This window comes from Streptomyces sp. ISL-1 (assembly GCF_018614585.1).
In the GTDB taxonomy this organism is placed as follows: Bacteria; Actinomycetota; Actinomycetes; order Streptomycetales; family Streptomycetaceae; genus Streptomyces; species Streptomyces maoxianensis.
The window spans coordinates 136,844-154,803 of the sequence record NZ_JAGGOI010000019.1 but is presented as its reverse complement, the minus strand read 5'-3'; the positions used below and the strand labels follow the sequence as shown (position 1 = coordinate 154,803).

The following is a 17,960-nucleotide window of genomic DNA, read 5'->3' as shown; positions in this document are numbered from 1 at the left end:
CGCCTTCGAGGGCTACGACACGGTCGCCGTCCTCGCCGATGTGCTGCGTTCTCACGGTGCGGACCGGGCGCGCACTGCCGAATCCTGGCCGCGCGTTGCAGTCGAAGGCACCCGCGGGCAGATCCAGTTCTCCCGCACACCGGGCATCAGCGTTTGGCAATGGGCTTGGACGCCAATCCAAGTCGTTGATCGAGATCCGGCGGAACCCGATCGCTTTCGGATCCTTCACGCCAGCTGAGAGAGCACGGAGGTCCGACTGCCCAGATCTGTCCGAACTTGAGGCTGTCTACCTGTCTACGTGTGAATACGGGCTCTCAGCTTCGCGCGGCCCCGACCGCATTCTCAGACCGTCGCGCGGCAGCCGACGCTAGCCCGGGGCAGCCCAGAGAAGGCCAGCAGTCGGACCGGCATCAAGATCAATCTCAGCGCCGACCACGGTCCCATTGATCCCCGACGCCGGTGAACTACCGCAGGCCACCAGCGCTTGACCTTCTCGGTCGCCATCCAGTCGGACTGGATGAGGTAGTCGCCGGCCAGATGCGCCAGCAGGCTCTCGAAGAACAGCATCAGGCCGCCTCCGTCCACGACACCTGTCGCACACCAGACAACTGCACCAGACATTGGTGCCGCGGGGGCAGCTCTCCGGCGTTCGATGGTCGCGGCTTCGGGCCGGGCACCAGGACGACCGCGACCGGAAGAGCCCCCTCACCCATTCAGTCCCGCGCAATGGCAAATCGGCCATATGTGCCTTTAGCGTTACACACTAGGTGATCGATCCGCTACAGATCGCGGATCGGGTATCGACCCTGACAGGAGGTCTGGAGTTGAAGCGCTCCATAGTTCTCGCTCTGGCGAGCGTCCCGATGATGCTCGCGACCGGCATGACGTCCACGGCCTACGCGGCCGACGATCCGGATACGGACGGATCCGACAAGAACGGCAAGGTGGTCGCGAAAACCTACGTCGGCGTCCCCATGGCCCTGGTTCCGAACCAGAATGTGACCGCATGGGTCCAGTGCCCGACCGACGCGACCGCGGTTGGCGGCGGCGGCCTCACCAACGTCACCGACGCCGCCACTGCCTACCTCACGGACTCTTACCCCATTGGCCCCAACGGCGGCCCCGCCGCCAACGGGACCAGCGCGACCGGCTGGGCCGTCTCGGCGACGCACGTTGAAGACAACTCCAGCCTGACGGCGTATGTCGTCTGCCTGGAGAAGAAGAAGTGATTTAGCACTGCGGAGGGCGTGCACAGCGCGCCCTCCGCAGAGTTCAACACCGGATCAGGCCTCTCAGAGGCCGCCCTCGGCGGCGGCCGTGACGAAGGCCGCGAAGGCGGCGGGGGTGACGGCGAGGGCGGGGCCGCCGGGGTTCTTGGAGTCGCGGACGGCGATACGGCAGGGCTGGGGGGCGACTTCGACGCAGTCGCCGCCGGTGCCTCCGCTGTACGACGACTTACGCCAGGCGGCGCCGAGGGGGGCGCACTCGACGCAGTCGCCCCCACTGGTGCCGCTGTACGACGACTTACGCCACTGCACGCCCGTCAGGTCCAGGCTGGTCCCCATAACGTTCCTCCATTACGCGAGCGATCAGCGCCGCCGAGTCCTCGGGGGACCGGGCCGTGGCCTGCAAGCGAGCGTAACCGACGGAACGCTCCCTGATCACTTGCGGGTTGGCCGTCATCTGGCCCGAGTCATAGCTCTCCGCGTAGCAGAGATCCGGGTCCTCCTCGAAGCGCAGGAGGTTGAACGACCCCATCATCCCGGTGTGCTCACCGGCGGAGAAAGGCAGGATCTGGACCTGCACCCATGGCCGATCACGGAAACCCAACAAGTGGGCAAGTTGGTTCCGCATGACCTCGCGGCTGCCGACCTGCCGGTGCAGTAGCGCCTCGTCCAGCACCACCCACAGCACCGGAGGATTCTCGCGAGCCAGGATGCGCTGCCGTTCCATGCGCGCCGCCACCATCTCGTCGACCCTGTCCGGGTGATCGACTGTCAGCAGCGCCCGCGCATACGCCTCGGTCTGCAGCAACCCGTACACCAACTGCGCCTGAAACGTGGAGATGTACGCCGCCCGCGCCTCCATCTCCGCATACGCCTGGAACCAGCTCGGCAATTGGCTCCGCAGCACCAGCCCCACCAGCCGCGAGAACACCCCGCCCGTCCCCAGCGCCGCGTCCACCCGTTCCGAGAAGTCCCTCGTCGGCACCTTCCTCGCCGTCTCGATCTGGCCGATCAGCGACGCCGTACAGAAGACGCTGACGCCCAGCTCGCCCTGCTTCAGCCCGGCGTCCTCTCTCAGGCGGCGCAATTCGGAGCCGTAGTAGTCCAGCGGCGATGCGCTGGGATCGAGGTCGCGGATATTGGCCACGCGGGCGGTCACCCCCAAGCTCACGCCTCGCGGCGTTCGTTTCCGTTCGTAGCCGAGCGTAACCACACCACCGCACGCTAGTGACATGAATCACGTAACTGACGGCTCACCAGCGGCAATTGGCGACAGCTACCGCACAGGCTTCACACTCGGTGAGCACTCGGCGCGGCATCTGCGGCGCATCCTGCGGACGTTCCTGACCCGCTGGGAGATGGCCGCGCTGACCGACGCCGCCGAGCTGGCCCTGACCGAGCTGGTCGCCAATGTCGTGCAGCATGTGCCGGGCAGGCGCTGCACGCTGCTCATCCTGCGACGGCCGCACGGGCTGCGGGTCGAGGTCTCCGACGAGCACCCGCGCTGCCCCCGCCCGGTGCGCCCCGAGTGCCGAGGCGACGAGCTCGACGAGGGCGGGCGGGGGCTCCTCCTCGTCGAGGTCGTGACCGACCGCTGGGGCACGGTGCCGCTCCCCGGAGGCAAGACGATGTGGTTCGAGTGCGACGTGTGAGGCACGATGGCGGCCGGACACCCCGTACGACCAGGAGGAACCATGGCCGCCGCCCCCAAGCCGGAGACCCTCGCCGCCTTCGAGGCCGCCAAGGGCTTCATGCCCGTACGGGAGGGACTTGCCCTGTACGCGGCAGCGGCCGAGGCGGGCGCTCTCGGCCTGCCCCTGCTGGAGGTGGGTACGTACTGCGGGCGCTCGACCATCCTGCTCGCCGACGCCGCCCGCGAGGCGGGCACGACGGCCGTCACGGTCGACCACCACCGGGGCAGCGAGGAGCAGCAGCCGGGCTGGGATTACCACGACCCGGACGTCGTCGACCCGGAGGTGGGCCGGATGGACACCCTCCCGGCCTTCCGCCGCACCCTGTTCAAGGCAGGCCTGGAGGACCACGTCATCGCGGTCGTCGGGCGCTCCGGGCAGGTCGCGAAGGTCTGGGGTACGCCGCTCGGCCTGCTCTTCATCGACGGCGGCCACACCGACGAGCACGCGGGCGGGGACTACGAGGGCTGGGCGCCGCATGTCGCCGACGGCGGCCTGCTGGTGATCCATGACGTCTTCCCCGACCCGGTCGACGAGTGGACCGGCCAGGCCCCGTACCGCGTCTACCTCCGGGCGCTCGCGTCCGGCGCGTTCACCGAGGTCTCGGTGACCGACTCATTGCGCGTCCTTCGGCGTACCGGGCCGGGGATCTGAGCCGCCCGCTAGCATCGCGAGGGTGTCGTACGACGAGAACCAGCCCTCCGCCCGTCCACGCCGCGTCGGCCGCGGCAATCTGACCATCGCGATCGCCGCGCTGGTGCCGACCGCTCTGGCGGGGTGGCTGGTCTGGAGGGCGATGAGCGGCCCGGAGGACAACGAGCCGCCGAAGGTACTGCCGCTGCCGAGCCGGCAGACCGCGGGCAAGCCGGGACCTGCCCCATCCCCTTCGCCGCCCGCCTCCTCCCCCGCCGCCACGTCCGCGCCCTCACCCTCCAAGGGGAATGTGTCGGGGCCGCTGGCCGGCAAGGTCGTGGTCGTCGACCCGGGGCACAATCCCGGAAATTTCCGGCACACGAGCGAAATCAATGAACTCGTGGATATCGGAACCAATCGCAAGGAATGCGACACGACGGGCACGGCCACAAACGACGGTTACACCGAGGCCGAATTCACCTTCGATGTTTCACAACGTCTTCGCGCGCTGCTCGAAAAGCAGGGCGCAACGGTCAAATTCACTCACGCCAACGATCGCCCCTTCGGTCCCTGCGTGGACGAACGGGCGCGTGTCGGCAACAAGGCCGGGGCGGCCGCGGTCGTCTCCGTCCACGCGGACGGCTCGGCCGTCGGCAACCGCGGCTTCCACGTCATCCTTCCCGCCCTGGTCAAGGGTGGTGCGGCGGACACCGCGAAGATCGTCGGCCCGTCCCGTGACCTCGGCGAGCGGATCGCCGGAAAGTTCGTGCGCGCGACCGGCAGCGCCCCCTCCAACTACGTCGGCGGCGGCACCGGGTTGGACGTACGCAAGGATCTCGGCGGCCTGAATCTGTCCACAGTGCCCAAGGTGTTCATCGAATGCGGCAATATGCGTGACCCGAAAGACGCCGCCCTGCTGAAGAGTTCGAGCTGGCGGGAGAAAGCGGCGCAGGGAATCGCAGACGGCATCGGCAGTTACCTCCTGAGGTAACAGTGCCGATACCCGGCAGACGGCCGGATCGGGCAGACGATAGGTTCACCTCTACGATGGGGAGTCACCCCCGAGCTCCGCGCCGTGCACACCGCCACACCGGTGGCAGCGACGACCGCCCCGATGAGACGACCGACGAAGGACTTTTTACGTGAACATCCGCTCCCTCACTCGAGGCGATGGCGTGGTGATCGGAGCAGCGGTGTTGCTGTTCATCGCCTCGTTCCTCGACACGTTCGACTGCTCCGGCAACAACTGCGACGACGTGCCGACCGCCTGGGACAACGGTTCCCTGCTCCTTGGTGTCTACCTGGCCGGCATCATCGGTGCGGCGCTGATCGTCATCTCCCGCGCGCTGCCCCAGCCGCCGAAGGTCATCGGGTTCGACCTCGGTCAGCTCGGTGTTGCCCTGACCGTCTTCACCGCGTGGAGCGCGCTCGGCGCGATCTTCGACCCGGCGGGCTCCCTGGACGTCGGCGGCAGCGTCGACGCCGGCACCGGCCTGATCCTCGGCTTCATCGCGGCGCTCCTCCTCGCGGCCGGCGCCGTCTGCTCCCTGATCGTCCCGGTCTTCAAGGCCCCGCTCATCGGCGCCCCGAAGCCGGCCGCGAACCCGTACGGCACGCAGCCCGGCGCCCCCGGCGGCTACGGCTACCCGGGCGCCCAGCAGCAGCCCTACGGCGCGCAGCCGGGTCAGCCCCAGCCGTACGGCGCCCAGCAGCACCCGGGTCAGCAGCAGCCGGCCCCGGCCGCGCCGCAGCAGGCCGGCGGCCCCGCCGACTTCACGCCGTTCTGGTTCGCGGTTCCGGTGGCCCGTCCGCTGTACGGCGAGGACGGTGCGCCGACCCCGATCGCCGAACTCGCGCCGGGCACCTGGTACCTCGCGGTCGAGCAGCGCGGTCCCGGCCTCATCGCCCAGACGCAGGACGGCCGCCGTGGCATCCTGCAGGACACCTCGGGCATCCAGCGCGGCTGACGCAATCGGCTGACGCACACGGTCCGTTCAGCGGCCCCTCGCCCTTCCGGGCGGGGGGCCGTTGACGTATTCTGACGCCCCGTCAGAAACGTACGGGCAGAGGGGACTCGGTATGCGACTCGGCCTCGCACTCGGCTATTGGGGCCGCGGCCCCGACCCCGGCCATCTGGAACTCGCCCGCGAGGCCGAGCGGCTCGGCTACCACTCCGTGTGGACCGCCGAGGCCTGGGGCTCCGACGCCTTCACCCCCCTCACCTGGATCGCGGCGCACACCTCCCGCATCCGGCTCGGCACGGCAGTGGCCCAGATGGCCGCCCGCACGCCCACCGCCACCGCCATGCACGCGCTCACCCTGGACCATCTCTCCGGCGGCCGGATGATGCTCGGGCTCGGCCTGTCGGGGCCGCAGGTGGTGGAGGGCTGGTACGGCCGCCCCTTCCCGAAGAGCCCGCTGACGGCGACCCGCGAGTACGTCGACGTGATTCGCCAAGTCCTCAGGCGCGAGGCCCCTGTTGAGCTGGCGGGCCGCTTCCACTCCCATCCGTACACCGGCGCGGACGGCAGCGGTCTCGGCAAACCGCTCAAGCCCATCACGCATCCGCTGCGTGCCTCCCTGCCCGTACTGCTGGGCGCCGAAGGGCCGAAGAACATCTCGCAGACGACGCGCATCGCGGACGGCTGGCTCCCGCTGTACTGGTCGCCACTGCGCACGGATGTGTACGGGGCTTCCCTCACCGACCTGCCCGACGGCTTCCTGATCGCGCCGATGGCCCGCGCCAAGGTCTGCGACGACGTCGCCGAGGGGCTGCTTCCGGTCAAGGCGATGCTCGGCTTCTACATCGGCGGCATGGGGCACGCGGCCCGTAACTTCCACGCCGACCTGATGGCGCGTATGGGGTACGCGTCCGAGGCCCGGCACATCCAGCAGCTGTTCGCCGACGGCCGCCGCGAGGAGGCCGTCCTCGCCGTCCCCAACGCCTTCGCCGACGAGATCTCACTCGTCGGACCGCGGCAGCGGATCGCCGAACGCCTGGAACTGTGGCGCAAGGGCCCGGTCACCGACCTGCTGGTGACGGCCCCTGACCCGCACACCCTCCGGGTCCTGGCCGAGTTGGTCTCGTAGGCCCGGGCGACTGGGAAAATTCAGCTCGGGCGGAATCGGAGGGGTTTCACACGCTCACAAGCGGCAACCAGATGCATATGAGCCTCAGTCACAGCAAGGGAACGAATCAGGCCGCGATGGTCATAGCGATCGTTGCCGATGTCATGGCCTTCATCATCGGCCTCTGGATCCTGATGTATCTGCTGGACGCCAACCGCGCCAACGACCTGGTGGTCTTCGTCCAGGATGTCGCGCGCTGGCTCGCCGGCTGGTCATACGACCTGTTCACCTTCGACGAAGCATGGGCGCGAGTCGTCGCCGGCTACGGCCTCGCCGCCGTGGTCTACCTCTTCGTCGGCCACGCGGTGGCCGGCCGCATGCGCCGCCACTGATGCCCTGACCGCAATGGCTCAGCAGCAGTCGGGCGCCAGCCCGCGCGGCAGCCGTTCCCCCCCGAAGACGGCGGTGGTCGCCTCGTCCCCCCCGAGCGCGGCCACCGCCAGCAGCAGCGATCCCGCCGTCCAGGTGGTGAGTTCCTCCGGCCACATGGCCGGGCTTCCCTCGAAGACGTACCCCGTCCAGTACATGCCGCCCTCGGCACGCAGATGCTTGAGGGACTGGAGGATCTCCAGCGCCCGGTCGGACTCGCCCATCACCCATAGAGCCAGAGCCAGTTCGCAGCTCTCACCGCCGGTCACCCACGGGTTGGGCAGCACGCACCGCACTCCGAGGCCGGGGACCACGAAATCGTCCCAGCTCTGCTCGATACGGGACTTTGCGTCCACTCCCGTCAGCGCGCCCCCGAGGATCGGGTAGTACCAGTCCATGGAATAGCGGCTCTTGTCGAGGAAGCGCTCGGGGTGCCGGCATATCGCGTGCGCGAGCGCACCCGCCGCCAACTCCCAGTCGGGCTGCGGCTCTTCGCGCTCCTCGGCGATCGCCAGCGCGCAGCGCAGCGCCTGGTGGACGGACGAACTGCCGGTGAGCAGCGCGTCGTTCAGCGGGGTGCCGTCCGCCTCCCGCTTCCAGCCGATCTGGCCGCCGGGCTGCTGCAGCTCCAGTACGAACTCGATCGCGGCGAACACGGTCGGCCACATCCGGTCGAGGAACGCATCGTCGCCGGTGGCGAGGTAGTGGTGCCAGACGCCGACGGCGACGTACGCGCAGAAGTTCGTCTCGCGGCCACGGTCGGTGGGGTGGTCCGCGTCGCCGTCGTGGTACGCGGCGTACCAGGACCCGTCCTGGTTCTGGTGCCGTGCCAGCCACTCGTACGCACGGGCCGCGGCCTCGTGCTCGCCCGCCGCGTCCAGCGCCATGGCGGCCTCGGTGTGGTCCCACGGGTCGAGGTGGTGCCCGCGGAACCACGGGATCGCGCCGTCCTCGCGCTGCCCGGCGAGAATCCCCGCGACTGTCTCGGCGGCTTCCTCCGCGGTGAGAACCCCGGGCAGGACGAGATGCTCCGTACGGCCGGGAGAGGTCACTTGGCGGCCGCCGCGGGCAGATGCGGCTTGGTGGCGTACGCCACGAAACTCTTGCCGATCAGCGGGTTGAGCGCCTGCTCGGCGAGGCGCGTGGCCAGTGGCTTCTTCATGATGTCCCAGACGAGCAGCTGGTGGTACGCCTTGACCGGCAGGGCCTTGTCGTTGTCCACGCCGAAGGCGCACTTGAGCCACCAGTAGGGCGAGTGGAGCGCGTGCGCGTGGTGCGTGCCGTACGGCTTGAGCCCGGCCTCCCGCATCTTGCCCAGCAGCTCGTCGGCCTTGTAGATGCGGATGTGGCCGCCCTCGACCTCGTGGTACGCGTCGCTGAGCGCCCAGCAGATCTTCTCGGGGCCGTAGCGGGGGACGGTGACGGCGATGCGCCCGCCGGGCCTGAGGACCCGGACCATCTCGGCGAGCACGCCCTTGTCGTCCGGGATGTGCTCCATCACCTCCGAGATGATCACGACGTCGAACGACTCGTCGGGGAAGGGGAGGTTGAGCGCGTCGCCCTCCATGGCGGTGGCGGTCGCGCCCTCGGGCGCCTCCCCCGCGTCCTTCATCGCGGCGAACCACTTGGCGACCTCGCGGATCTCCTCGCCGTTCTGGTCGAGCGCCACGACCTGCGCACCGCGCCGGTAGCACTCGAACGCGTGCCGCCCGGCGCCACAACCGAGGTCGAGCACACGGTCGCCTGCGGCGAGCGGAAAGCGGGAGAAGTCGACGGTCAGCACGGGGTCGGCCTGCCTTCGAGGTCGGAGGAACCAGTTCCTGTGGCCGCGGAGCGGGGAGCACCCTGGACGCACGCCGCCCAGACAATACGTTGTGCCACGCGGCGGCGGGCGGCCCGGGGGCCGGAGCACTGGACGCGGGCGGCCGGCTGGTGCCCTGTCACCGGGGCACCCCTTTCGGCCACGGTGCGGCCGGCGGTCAGGACTTGGCGGGCCTGGTGGGCTTGGCGGGCGGGGCGGGTCATCGGGGAACTCACGCGGCCGCGGAACGGGCGGGAGACGGGGCCGCGGAGCGGACTGAGGTCTGCCTGGACGCGATCGCCTCGCGGTAGTGGTCAGCCGTGCCGATCGCCGCCTGGCGCCAGGTGAACCGGGCCAGCACCCGCTCCCGGCCCGCCGCCCCCAGCCGTACACGCAGCTCGGGATCGCCCAGCAGCCGGCCCAGCGCCGCCGCCAGTGCCCCCGCGTCACCCGGTGGCACCGCCAGGCACGTCTGCCCGTCCGGCCCGGCCACCTCCGGAATCGCACCCCCGGTCGTGGCGACGAGCGGTGTCCCCGTCGCCATCGCCTCCGCCGCGGGCAGCGAGAAGCCCTCGTACAGCGACGGCACGCATGCGATCTGCGCGCTCCGTACCAGGTCGACCAGTTCCGCGTCCGTGATCCCCTTGACGAACTCGACCGCGTCCTCGAGCCCGTACCGCTCGATGAGCTGCGCGACCGGCCCGTCCTCCGCGCGCTTGCCGACGACGACGAGATGCGCGGCGGGGTTCTCCGTGCGGAGCTTCGCCAGCGCCTCGACCAGGTGCACGAGGCCCTTCAGCGGGACGTCCGCGCTGGACGTGGTGACGATCCGGCCGGGTACCTCCGCCACCGCCGGGTCGGGCGACCACAGTTCCGTATCGGCCCCGATGTGCACGACGTGGACGCGATCGCGCCGCACACCGAGGTGGTCCACGATCTCCTGCTGCGAGGAGCCGGAGACGGTCAGCACGGACGGCAGCCGCCGGGCCACCCGCTTCTGCATCCGCGTGAAGCCGTACCAGCGCCGCACCGACGCCCGTCGCCGCCAGCCGTCCGCCGCGTCCAGCTCCAACTGACGGTCGACCGTGATCGGGTGGTGGATGGTGGTGACCAGCGGCGCACCGAGGTCGGCCAGCAGCCCGTACCCGAGCGTCTGGTTGTCATGGATGACGTCGAACTGCCCGCGCCGCGCTGCCAGATGGCGCCGGGCGCGGAGCGAGAAGGTCAGTGGTTCGGGGAAGCCGCCGGTCCACATCGTCGCGACCTCGACCGCGTCGATCCAGTCGCGGTACTCGCCGGGCTTCGGCGTACGGAACGGGTCCGGGCTCCGGTAAAGGTCCAGGCTGCCCAGCTCGGTGAGCGGCACGCCTTCGTCCAGTACGGGATAGGGCTGCGCGCCGATCACCTCGACGCTGTGGCCGAGCCGGGCGAGCTCGCGCGAAAGGTGCCGGACATAGACGCCCTGACCGCCGCAGAAGGGGTTGCCCTTGTAGGTGAGGAGCGCGATGCGCAGCGGACCGTCACCGCCGGACGGGCGCCTGGACGACGCCCCGGACGGGCCCGAACGAGGGCCGGCCTCTATGGCCTCAGCGGTCACGCACGGCCCCCTTCTCACTGCGTTTTCGCCGGAGCGTAACCGCTCGCGCTAATCTAGAACAAGTTACAGACTTGATCGTTCAAGGAGCTTCGAATCTACCCGCAGGTAGCCGCCGCTGTGAGGGCCGGATCAGGTGATTCGCGCCACGACGGGCACGCTGCCATGCTGTGCGATCCGGACTCGCGCGTGGAACGGGACACATGAAAGCGGAAGCCAAGTCCGCGGGGCCGGCGTCCTCGCCCCTGACAGAACGCCAGGAGGCGCGCCGGCGTCGCATCCTGCACGCCAGCGCGCAGCTGGCCAGCCGGGGCGGCTTCGACGCGGTGCAGATGCGCGAGGTCGCCGAATCCTCGTCCGTCGCGCTCGGCACGCTCTACCGCTACTTCCCCTCCAAGATCCATCTGCTGGTCGCCACCATGCAGGACCAGCTCCAGCACATGCACACGACGCTGCGCAAGCGGCCCCCGGCCGGGGACAGCGCGGCGGAGCGGGTCGCCGAGACGCTGATGCGGGCGTTCCGCGCGCTGCAGCGGGAGCCGCAGCTCGCGGACGCGATGGTGCGGGCGCTGACCTTCGCGGACCGCAGCGTGAGCCCCGAAGTGGACACGGTGTCCCGGCAGACGACGGCGATCATCCTGGACGCGATGGGTCTGGAGAACCCGACGCCGGAGCAGCTCTCCGCGGTCCGCGTGATCGAGCACACCTGGCACTCGGCGCTGATCACCTGGCTGTCGGGCCGGGCGTCGATCGCCCAGGTGAAGATCGACATCGAGACGGTGTGCCGCCTGATCGACCTGACCGGGACTCAGCCGGGAGGGGCGGGAAAGGCCGTCCCGCCCGGCGCTTGAGGGGCTGGATATCGAGCCCGACCGGCGCTTGAGGACAGGATCTTCCAGCCCGTCCGGCGCTTGAGGACCGCAGGTCCGGGGGCGAAGCCCCCGGTTCCGGGAAGCGGCGGGTGGCACAACGCACCCGCCGCAGCCCCTAGTCCTCCGGCGGAAAGACCGGCTCCCCGCTCTCCAGCAGCCTGATCGCGATCGCCTCCACCGGACAGTTCTCCGCCGCCGCCAGGATCTGCTCATTGGCGTCGGTGTCGGCGGTCTGCGGATGCGACTGCCGTGCCGAGTCCAGCGCGAACCCGTCCGGAGCGTGGCTCACACACATGCCCGAGCCGATGCACACGCTCCGGTCGACCTCGACGTGCCAGCGGTCACCCATCACTCACTCCCGTACCCGGTCGGCAGGTGGATCATCTTGTGCTCCAGGTACGAGGCGTACCCCTCGGGCCCGAACTCCCGCCCAAGGCCCGAGTTCTTATAGCCCCCGAACGGCCCGAGCATATCGAGACTGAACGTATTGACGTTGTATGTCCCAGTTCTGACGCGCCGCGCGAAATCGACGCCCCGCTCGACGTCCGCGGTCCAGACGCTGCCGCTGAGCCCGTAGTCGGAGTCGTTCGCGATCTTCGCCGCCTCGCTCTCGTCCCCGTACGGCAGCAGACAGATCACCGGCCCGAAGATCTCCTCCCGGGCGATGCGCATCGCGTTGTCGACCCCGCCGAAGAGCGTCGGCTCGACGTACCAGCCCCGCTCCAGACCGGCCGGACGCCCGCCACCGGTGAGAATCTTGGCGCCTTCCTCCTGGCCGATCCTGATGAAGTCGAGTGAGCGCTGCTGCTGGCGCCTGGCCACCAGCGGCCCGACCTGCGTCGCCGCGTCGAGCGGGTCGCCCACCACCAGCGCGGAGGCCGCCGCCGCGAACGCCTCGGCGATCTCGTCGTAGCGGCTGCGCGGCGCGAGGATGCGGGTCTGGGCCACGCACGCCTGCCCGTTGTTCATCCACGCGGCGGGCACGATCCCGGCGACCGTTGACTCCAGATCCGCGTCCGGCAGGATCACCGCCGCGGACTTGCCGCCCAACTCCAGCGTGACGCGGGTGAGATTGCGAGAGGCGACCTCCATGACCCGCCTGCCCGCACCGACCGACCCCGTGAAGGACACCTTGTCGACGCCGGGGTGCCCGACCAGGTACTCGCTCACCTCCCGGTCGGCGGGCAGGATCGACAGGACGCCCTCCGGCAGCCCGGCCTCCTTGGCGATCTCGCCGAGGATGTACGAGTCGAGGGGCGACTCGGGCGAGGGCTTGAGCACCACGGTGCAGCCGGCCAGCAGCGCCGGCCCCAGCTTGGCGGCGGCCGTGAACTGCGGGACGTTCCACGGCACGACGGCCGCGACGACGCCCACCGGCTCCCGTCGTACGAGGATCGGCCCGAGCACTCCGGCCCGCCGCTCCTCGTGCGGATAGTCCCGCGCGACCGTGATCGCGCAGTCCCACACCATCATCGCGCCGAGCGCCTGGGCGAGGACGCTCCATGAGTACGGGGAGCCGTTCTGCGAGCTGATGGAGCGGGCGATCTCCTCGTGCCGCACGGCGATCGCGTCCTTGATCCGGCTCACCACCGCGATGCGCTCATCCAGCGTCGCCCGCGGCCAGGGCCCTTCGTCGAATGCCTTACGGGCGGCGGCCACCGCCCGGTCGACGTCCGCGCGGGAGGCGTGCGGAACGCGCCCGATGACCTGCTCGGTGTGCGGCGAGACGACCTCGATCACGTCGTCGCCGAGGGGGTCGGTCAACTCCCCGCCGATGAACAGCTTTCCGTGTTCAACAAGCTCGGTCATGGCTGCTGCCTCCCGCTGCCCGGCGCTTTCTGACACTGTTTCAGAACTGATATCAGTTCTAGTTACAGGGAGCAATGCCGGCAACGAAAGAGCCCCGACCAGTGGCTTCCCGCGGGGTCGGGGGGCGGCTTGAGCCGCGCAAGGGCCTACACAGGGCCGTGGGGTGCTTCCCCACCTTCCCGCGCATATGGTCGACGCCGGCCCGCCGGTGCGGCGCCCCGCGCAGGCGGGACGAGCAGCGTGAACGCCTCGGAGATCACTACTGGGCTTACCAGGCGGTGGTTGGTGACACCGTCCGCCGCCCAACACTGCGAGGCAATGGCGCCTCAGTGATCCGATGTTGTGTCGACTCCTAGATCTGTCCGCATTTCTCGTCTCAGCGCACCGAGCGCGATCTCGTACGCCTCACGCCTCTGGGCATACTCCTCGTCCTGATGGGATGCGCCTCTCTCAATCTCGTTTCGCAGAGCACGCAGAGATCTGTACGCGACCTCGGACCGAGCGGTCAGATCACCGGGCGCCGTGATCGTCATCTGTATTCGCAACTCATAGGCGCCTCCGGTGTGGAACGCCTCGCGGGCCTGCTCCGCTCGGGCCTCCTGCGGCAATCTGGCAGCCTCGCGAAGGCCGTTTCGCGTACGCGACAGAGCAGTGAGATACGCGTTGTAGACCTCGCGTCGCTCCGTTCGAAGTCGTTCGTGACTGTCGCGGCGCCAACGAGCCTGGTCGACCAACAGCGTTGATGTAATGCCGATGCCTGCACCCAGCACTGCGCTGATGAGAGAAGCCCAGTTCACAACCGAAGCGTACGTGAGCGACTGCCCTTCGTCTCAAGCCCTCGACTGTCAGTCGGGCACCCGTCGCCGTGGTGCCACCCCCGGGGACGGCGCAGGTGCAGATGGCTCAGGCGGCCATCAGGTAGTACGCCGGTACGAGCTCGTGTTTCCCCACAGTCTCGACCGCGGAGGCGGGGGGGGCCGGCGGGTCTCGCCGTCCAGGGCACGGTTGCCGCGGGCGACGGCCGGCCGGCTCCCGTGCGCTCGGTCGGTTCAGGCGTTGGGACGCTTGCCGTGATTGGCCTTCTTCTTCCTGCGGGCGCGTCGCTTGTTCCCTCGCTTGGCCATGGCATATCTCCCTAATACGGAACTTTCCGCACCTCGCCAGTCTAGATTCGGCCCAGGGCGCCCGCATCAGCGGTGCCGCGGGCCACAGCGCCTCCACCGGCACCCACCACCCCGGGGGACGCCGCCCTCAGACCGGCGGGGCCGCGCAGGGCCCGGACCGTCGAGGCCCTGGACAGCGACACATCGCCGCAGGTCAGCCAACTCCTCCGGAGCGGCAGTCGACTTGGGCGACTATTGAAACCAGTTCTAGTTATAGTGAGCAATGGCCGTGCCGCCGAAGAGAGATGAGAGCCTCATGACTCAGGTGACCGACCACGGCGGCGGCGTCTGGTCCATCGAGGTGCCCATCCCGGACAACCCCCTCGGTCACACCCTGGTCCACCTGCTCGACACCGACCGCGGCCCCGTCCTCATCGACACCGGCTGGGACGACCCGACGTCCTGGGACACCCTCACCGCCGGTCTCAGCTCGCTCGGTGTCTCCGTCACCGCCATCCACGGCGTCGTCATCACCCACCATCACCCGGACCACCACGGCCTGTCCGGGCAGGTGCGCGACGCGTCCGGTGCGTGGATCGCGATGCATGCCGCCGACAGCACGGTGGTACGCCGCACCCGCGACGCCGAACCCGGCCTCTGGCTCGAGTACTTGACGGACAAGCTCACCCGGGCGGGTGCCCCCGACGAGCACATCGAGCCGCTGCGCGCGGCCCGCGCCTCGGGCCGGACTCGTACGCTGCCGGGGCTGCGCGCGGCCCTGCCCGACCGGGAGATCGTCCCCGGCGAGCTCCTCGACCTGGCGGGCCGGCGGCTGCGCGCCATCTGGACCCCGGGCCACACCCCTGGCCACGTCTGCCTCCACCTGGAGGAGACCCACCCGGCGAACCGGCCGGGCAACGGCCGGCTCTTCTCCGGCGACCACCTCCTGCCCGAGATCACCCCGCACATCGGCCTGTACGAGGACCCGGACGACACCACCGTCACCGACCCCCTCGGCGACTACCTCGACTCTCTGGAGCGGGTGGGCCGCCTCGACCCGGCCGAAGTGCTCCCGGCGCACCAGTACGCCTTCCCCGACGCGGCCTCCCGGGTGCGGGAGTTGCTCGCCCACCACGAGGAGCGCCTCACCGGCCTGCTCGCCCTTCTGGCCGAGCCGCTCACTCCCTGGCAGGTCGCCGAGCAGATGGAGTGGAACCGGCCATGGGAGCAGATTCCCTACGGATCACGGAACATCGCGGTCTCTGAGGCGGAGGCCCATCTGCGCAGGCTGGTGAAGCTGGGGCTCGCGGAGGTGCTGTCGGGCAGCGAGCCCACGACGTATCTGGCCGTGTGATCTTGGCCGGATACTGTCCCCGGCATCCACCCACAGCGCGTCGATGACCGGCCGGTAGAGTGAGCGAGTCGTCATCATGCCCGTACGGGGGGAAGCCGGTGTAAATCCGGCACTGACCCGCAGCCGTGAGCCGCCGTCGCAGGCGGTGAGTCGGAATGCCCCGTACGCGGTCGTGACCGGCTCATTGTCACCGGAACCGCCGGTGGCAGGCACCGTCGAGGCATACGGAGCCGAGCCCTGGTGCCTCAGCGTGCCTGTGCCCGGCTCCCGCAGGAGAGGCCCAGCCCGCCATGACCACCGTTCGCCGCAGCGCCGCAACGCTCGCCGCCTCAGCCGTACTCGGCATGGCCATCACCTCGGCCGCCGCACCGGTCGCGATCGCAGCGCCGGTCCCGACCCCCTCCGCCGTGCCGCCGTCCGGCCTGTACGGCACGGGCGACCCGACCTACGACGGCGTCTGGCGGCAGTCGCTCGCCCTGCTCGCGCAGGACACCGTCGGCGTCAAGCCCGCCGCGAAGGCCGTGGGCTGGCTGACCGGGCAGCAGTGCGACAGCGGGGCCTTCCCCTCGTACCGCGCCGACGCGACCAAGCCGTGCGACGCGAAGCTGCCGCTGGACTCCAACGCGAGCGCGGTCGCCGTGCAGGCGCTCGCCGCACTCGGCGGGCAGGACGCCACCGTGAACAAGACGGTCGGCTGGCTGAAGTCCGTCCAGAACGCCGACGGCGGCTGGAGCTACAACCCGGGCGGGGCCAGCGACGCGAACTCCACCTCCATAGTGATAGGCGCGCTCGCGGCGGCGGCCGCGAAGCCGGACGCGGTGAAGTCGAAGGGCGGCAAGACGCCGTACGACGCACTGCTGACGTTCGCGCAGCCGTGCGGCGGGAAGGACGGCGGCGCGTTCGTCTTCCAGCCGAAGCAGCCGGGGATCGTCGCCGACTCCACCGCGGCCGCGGTGCTCGGCGCGAGCGGCAAGGGTCTTGTCGTGACCGCGGGCGCGAAGGACGCGAAGCGCGCCAACGGCACAGCCTGCGAGAAGTCGACGACCGTCGAGGGCGCGGCGCACAACGGCGCGGTGTATCTCGCGACCGCGCTCGCCAAGACCGGCCACCTCAACACTCCGCCCATGCCCGGCGCGAAGGACCCGGCCGAGAAGCCGGACTTCGGCAACACGGCGGACGCGGTCGTCGCGCTGGCCGCGCAGGGCCTGGGCGACGAGGCGAAGAAGCCGCTCGCGTGGCTGCGGCAGAACTCCGCGGCCTGGGCGAAGGAGTCGGGCCCGGCGGCGTACGCGCAGCTGATTCTGGCCGCGCACGCGGCCGGCGCGGACCCGAAGAGCTTCGGCGGCATGGACCTGGTGGCGGGCTTGAACGCGACGGGCCCGGCCCCGGAGAAGCCCGCGGCGTCTGCTGACAGGTCCGCCAAGGAGTCCGAGAACAGCGAAAACGCCGAGAACGCCGAGAACAAGGACTCCGGCTCGGGCGCCGGAGTGTGGTGGATCGTCGGCGCGTTCTTCGTCGCCAGCATCGGCGCGGGCATACTGCTCAGCGGCCGCCGCAGGAACCAGCAGCGGTGATGCGTACGCGACTGCTCGCCCTGGTCCTCGCGCTCGGCACCGCACTGACGGTGCTGGGCGCGGGGCCCGCGCAGGCGGCCGGCTACCGCTACTGGTCGTTCTGGCAGAGCAGCGGCGGCACTTGGGCGTACGCGACCGAGGGCCCGGCGACGGCGAAGCCCGCGGACGGCTCGGTGAGCGGCTTCCGCTTCTCGGTGAGCGAGGACAGCGGGGATTCGGCGCAGCCGCGTACGGCTCCCGACTTCGAGGCGATCTGCGGCGTTACGCGGCCGAAGCCGGGCGAGAAGCGGATCGCGCTCGTCATCGACTCGGGCACGCGGGCGGATGCCCCGTCGGGCGAGACGCCCCCGGCGTCCCGGGTGGCGTGCGCGCGCGTGCGGCAGAACGCGACGACCGCGGAGGCGCTGGCGGAGGTGGCGAAGCCGCTGCGGTACAACAGCCAGGCGCTGCTCTGCGCGATCTCCAGCTATCCCAAGACGGGCTGCGGCGAGCAGGTCGCGGCAGGCGGAGCCACGTCGAAGCCCAATCCCCCGGCCGCGCCCAAGGCAGACGCCGGCGACGACAGCGGCCCGTCGATCGGCATCGTCGCCGGCCTCGCGGCGATCCTCGCGCTGGGCGCGGCGGCCGTGTGGCAGTCCCGCCGCCGCAGGTACTCCGGTCCGCGATGAGCGCGGGGCTGGGGGCGTTGGCGGCTGCTGTCCGCGGCTGGTTTCTCGGGGAAGCCGCGAAGGCCCCGGCGGCAAGCTCCGACGCGCCCGCGCCCGCGGCCGTCCCGTCCCGGTGGGGAGTGGCCGTGCAGGGTGGT

Annotated in this window: 21 protein-coding genes, 1 pseudogene and 1 riboswitch; of the genes and pseudogenes, 12 read left to right on the top strand and 10 right to left on the bottom strand. The window is 70.2% G+C overall.

What is annotated here, in order from left to right; translation table 11 throughout:
• Positions 1–238 (top strand): annotated as a pseudogene (locus J7E87_RS15625) (amino acid ABC transporter substrate-binding protein); the annotation flags it as partial.
• 104 nt (positions 239–342) lie between these two features.
• Here the strand turns inward: J7E87_RS15625 and J7E87_RS15620 are convergent.
• Complete coding sequence (locus J7E87_RS15620) at positions 343–567, bottom strand: DUF3307 domain-containing protein (RefSeq protein WP_215094237.1); 225 nt, start codon at positions 565–567, stop codon at positions 343–345.
• Between the two features lie 257 nt (positions 568–824).
• Here J7E87_RS15620 and J7E87_RS15615 point away from each other — a divergent pair, with 257 nt between their 5' ends.
• On the top strand, positions 825–1,229 hold the full coding sequence (locus J7E87_RS15615) for a hypothetical protein (RefSeq protein WP_215094235.1): 405 nt from the start codon (positions 825–827) through the stop codon (positions 1,227–1,229).
• Between the two features lie 63 nt (positions 1,230–1,292).
• Here J7E87_RS15615 and J7E87_RS15610 read toward each other — a convergent pair whose 3' ends face one another.
• Complete coding sequence (locus tag J7E87_RS15610) at positions 1,293–1,565, bottom strand: DUF397 domain-containing protein (RefSeq protein WP_215094233.1); 273 nt, start codon at positions 1,563–1,565, stop codon at positions 1,293–1,295.
• Positions 1,525–2,373: a helix-turn-helix transcriptional regulator gene (locus tag J7E87_RS15605; RefSeq protein WP_215094231.1), complete on the bottom strand. Its 849-nt coding sequence runs from the start codon at positions 2,371–2,373 to the stop codon at positions 1,525–1,527. The genes J7E87_RS15610 and J7E87_RS15605 overlap by 41 nt, the downstream gene beginning before the upstream one ends.
• 85 nt (positions 2,374–2,458) lie before the next feature.
• On the opposite strand from J7E87_RS15605, the gene J7E87_RS15600 reads away from it, so the two are divergent.
• The 6 genes from J7E87_RS15600 to J7E87_RS15575 all read left to right on the top strand — a co-directional run bounded on the left by J7E87_RS15600 (position 2,459) and on the right by J7E87_RS15575 (position 7,011).
• Positions 2,459–2,878 carry an ATP-binding protein gene (locus J7E87_RS15600; RefSeq protein WP_215094229.1) on the top strand — a complete coding sequence of 140 codons (420 nt, stop codon included), beginning with the start codon at positions 2,459–2,461 and terminating at the stop codon, positions 2,876–2,878.
• Positions 2,879–2,920: 42 nt separating this feature from the next.
• Entirely contained in the window at positions 2,921–3,571 is a 651-nt protein-coding gene (locus tag J7E87_RS15595; protein WP_215094227.1) for a class I SAM-dependent methyltransferase, read from the top strand.
• Positions 3,572–3,593: 22 nt separating this feature from the next.
• Positions 3,594–4,541 carry an N-acetylmuramoyl-L-alanine amidase gene (locus tag J7E87_RS15590; RefSeq protein WP_308312947.1) on the top strand — a complete coding sequence of 316 codons (948 nt, stop codon included), beginning with the start codon at positions 3,594–3,596 and terminating at the stop codon, positions 4,539–4,541.
• A 151-nt stretch (positions 4,542–4,692) separates the two neighbouring features.
• A complete protein-coding gene (locus tag J7E87_RS15585) occupies positions 4,693–5,517 on the top strand; it encodes a DUF5336 domain-containing protein (RefSeq protein ID WP_215094225.1) in 825 nt (274 codons plus the stop codon).
• 112 nt (positions 5,518–5,629) lie between these two features.
• Positions 5,630–6,640, top strand: a complete 1,011-nt coding sequence (locus tag J7E87_RS15580) for an LLM class F420-dependent oxidoreductase (RefSeq protein ID WP_215094223.1) — start codon at positions 5,630–5,632, stop codon at positions 6,638–6,640.
• A 77-nt stretch (positions 6,641–6,717) separates the two neighbouring features.
• Positions 6,718–7,011, top strand: coding sequence for a hypothetical protein (locus J7E87_RS15575; RefSeq protein ID WP_215094221.1), 294 nt, complete (start codon positions 6,718–6,720; stop codon positions 7,009–7,011).
• 18 nt (positions 7,012–7,029) lie between these two features.
• Here J7E87_RS15575 and J7E87_RS15570 read toward each other — a convergent pair whose 3' ends face one another.
• From J7E87_RS15570 to J7E87_RS15560, 3 genes are all read right to left on the bottom strand, one after another.
• The gene (locus J7E87_RS15570; protein ID WP_215094219.1) at positions 7,030–8,100 is read right to left on the bottom strand and encodes a prenyltransferase; all 1,071 of its coding nucleotides are present in this window, start codon (positions 8,098–8,100) and stop codon (positions 7,030–7,032) included.
• The gene (locus J7E87_RS15565; RefSeq protein ID WP_215094217.1) at positions 8,097–8,831 is read right to left on the bottom strand and encodes a class I SAM-dependent methyltransferase; all 735 of its coding nucleotides are present in this window, start codon (positions 8,829–8,831) and stop codon (positions 8,097–8,099) included. The genes J7E87_RS15570 and J7E87_RS15565 overlap by 4 nt, the downstream gene beginning before the upstream one ends.
• A 250-nt stretch (positions 8,832–9,081) precedes the next feature.
• A complete protein-coding gene (locus J7E87_RS15560; RefSeq protein WP_215094215.1) occupies positions 9,082–10,446 on the bottom strand; it encodes a glycosyltransferase family 4 protein in 1,365 nt (454 codons plus the stop codon).
• Positions 10,447–10,646: 200 nt separating this feature from the next.
• On the opposite strand from J7E87_RS15560, the gene J7E87_RS15555 reads away from it, so the two are divergent.
• The gene (locus J7E87_RS15555) at positions 10,647–11,294 is read left to right on the top strand and encodes a TetR family transcriptional regulator (RefSeq protein WP_215094213.1); all 648 of its coding nucleotides are present in this window, start codon (positions 10,647–10,649) and stop codon (positions 11,292–11,294) included.
• A 136-nt stretch (positions 11,295–11,430) separates the two neighbouring features.
• Here J7E87_RS15555 and J7E87_RS15550 read toward each other — a convergent pair whose 3' ends face one another.
• The 4 genes from J7E87_RS15550 to J7E87_RS36470 form a co-directional block, all read right to left on the bottom strand.
• On the bottom strand, positions 11,431–11,664 hold the full coding sequence (locus J7E87_RS15550) for a ferredoxin (RefSeq protein WP_215094211.1): 234 nt from the start codon (positions 11,662–11,664) through the stop codon (positions 11,431–11,433).
• On the bottom strand, positions 11,664–13,124 hold the full coding sequence (locus J7E87_RS15545) for an aldehyde dehydrogenase (RefSeq protein WP_215094209.1): 1,461 nt from the start codon (positions 13,122–13,124) through the stop codon (positions 11,664–11,666). Before J7E87_RS15545 ends, J7E87_RS15550 begins: the two co-directional genes overlap by 1 nt.
• A 326-nt stretch (positions 13,125–13,450) precedes the next feature.
• Positions 13,451–13,921: a hypothetical protein gene (locus tag J7E87_RS15540; protein WP_215094207.1), complete on the bottom strand. Its 471-nt coding sequence runs from the start codon at positions 13,919–13,921 to the stop codon at positions 13,451–13,453.
• A gap of 252 nt (positions 13,922–14,173) precedes the next feature.
• Positions 14,174–14,248, bottom strand: a complete 75-nt coding sequence (locus J7E87_RS36470; protein WP_374195179.1) for a 50S ribosomal protein bL37 — start codon at positions 14,246–14,248, stop codon at positions 14,174–14,176.
• Between the two features lie 295 nt (positions 14,249–14,543).
• Between J7E87_RS36470 and J7E87_RS15535 the strand changes: the two genes are divergently transcribed.
• The 3 genes from J7E87_RS15535 (at position 14,544) to J7E87_RS15525 (ending at position 17,823) form a co-directional block, all read left to right on the top strand.
• Positions 14,544–15,581 (top strand): MBL fold metallo-hydrolase, encoded by a 1,038-nt coding sequence (locus tag J7E87_RS15535; protein ID WP_215094205.1) that lies wholly within the window; start codon positions 14,544–14,546, stop codon positions 15,579–15,581.
• Between the two features lie 88 nt (positions 15,582–15,669).
• Positions 15,670–15,742: riboswitch (cobalamin riboswitch) on the top strand.
• A 129-nt stretch (positions 15,743–15,871) separates the two neighbouring features.
• Positions 15,872–17,155 (top strand): prenyltransferase/squalene oxidase repeat-containing protein, encoded by a 1,284-nt coding sequence (locus J7E87_RS15530; protein WP_215094203.1) that lies wholly within the window; start codon positions 15,872–15,874, stop codon positions 17,153–17,155.
• Positions 17,155–17,823 carry an SCO2322 family protein gene (locus J7E87_RS15525; protein ID WP_215094201.1) on the top strand — a complete coding sequence of 223 codons (669 nt, stop codon included), beginning with the start codon at positions 17,155–17,157 and terminating at the stop codon, positions 17,821–17,823. The genes J7E87_RS15530 and J7E87_RS15525 overlap by 1 nt, the downstream gene beginning before the upstream one ends.
• The last annotated feature ends 137 nt before the right edge of the window (positions 17,824–17,960 follow it).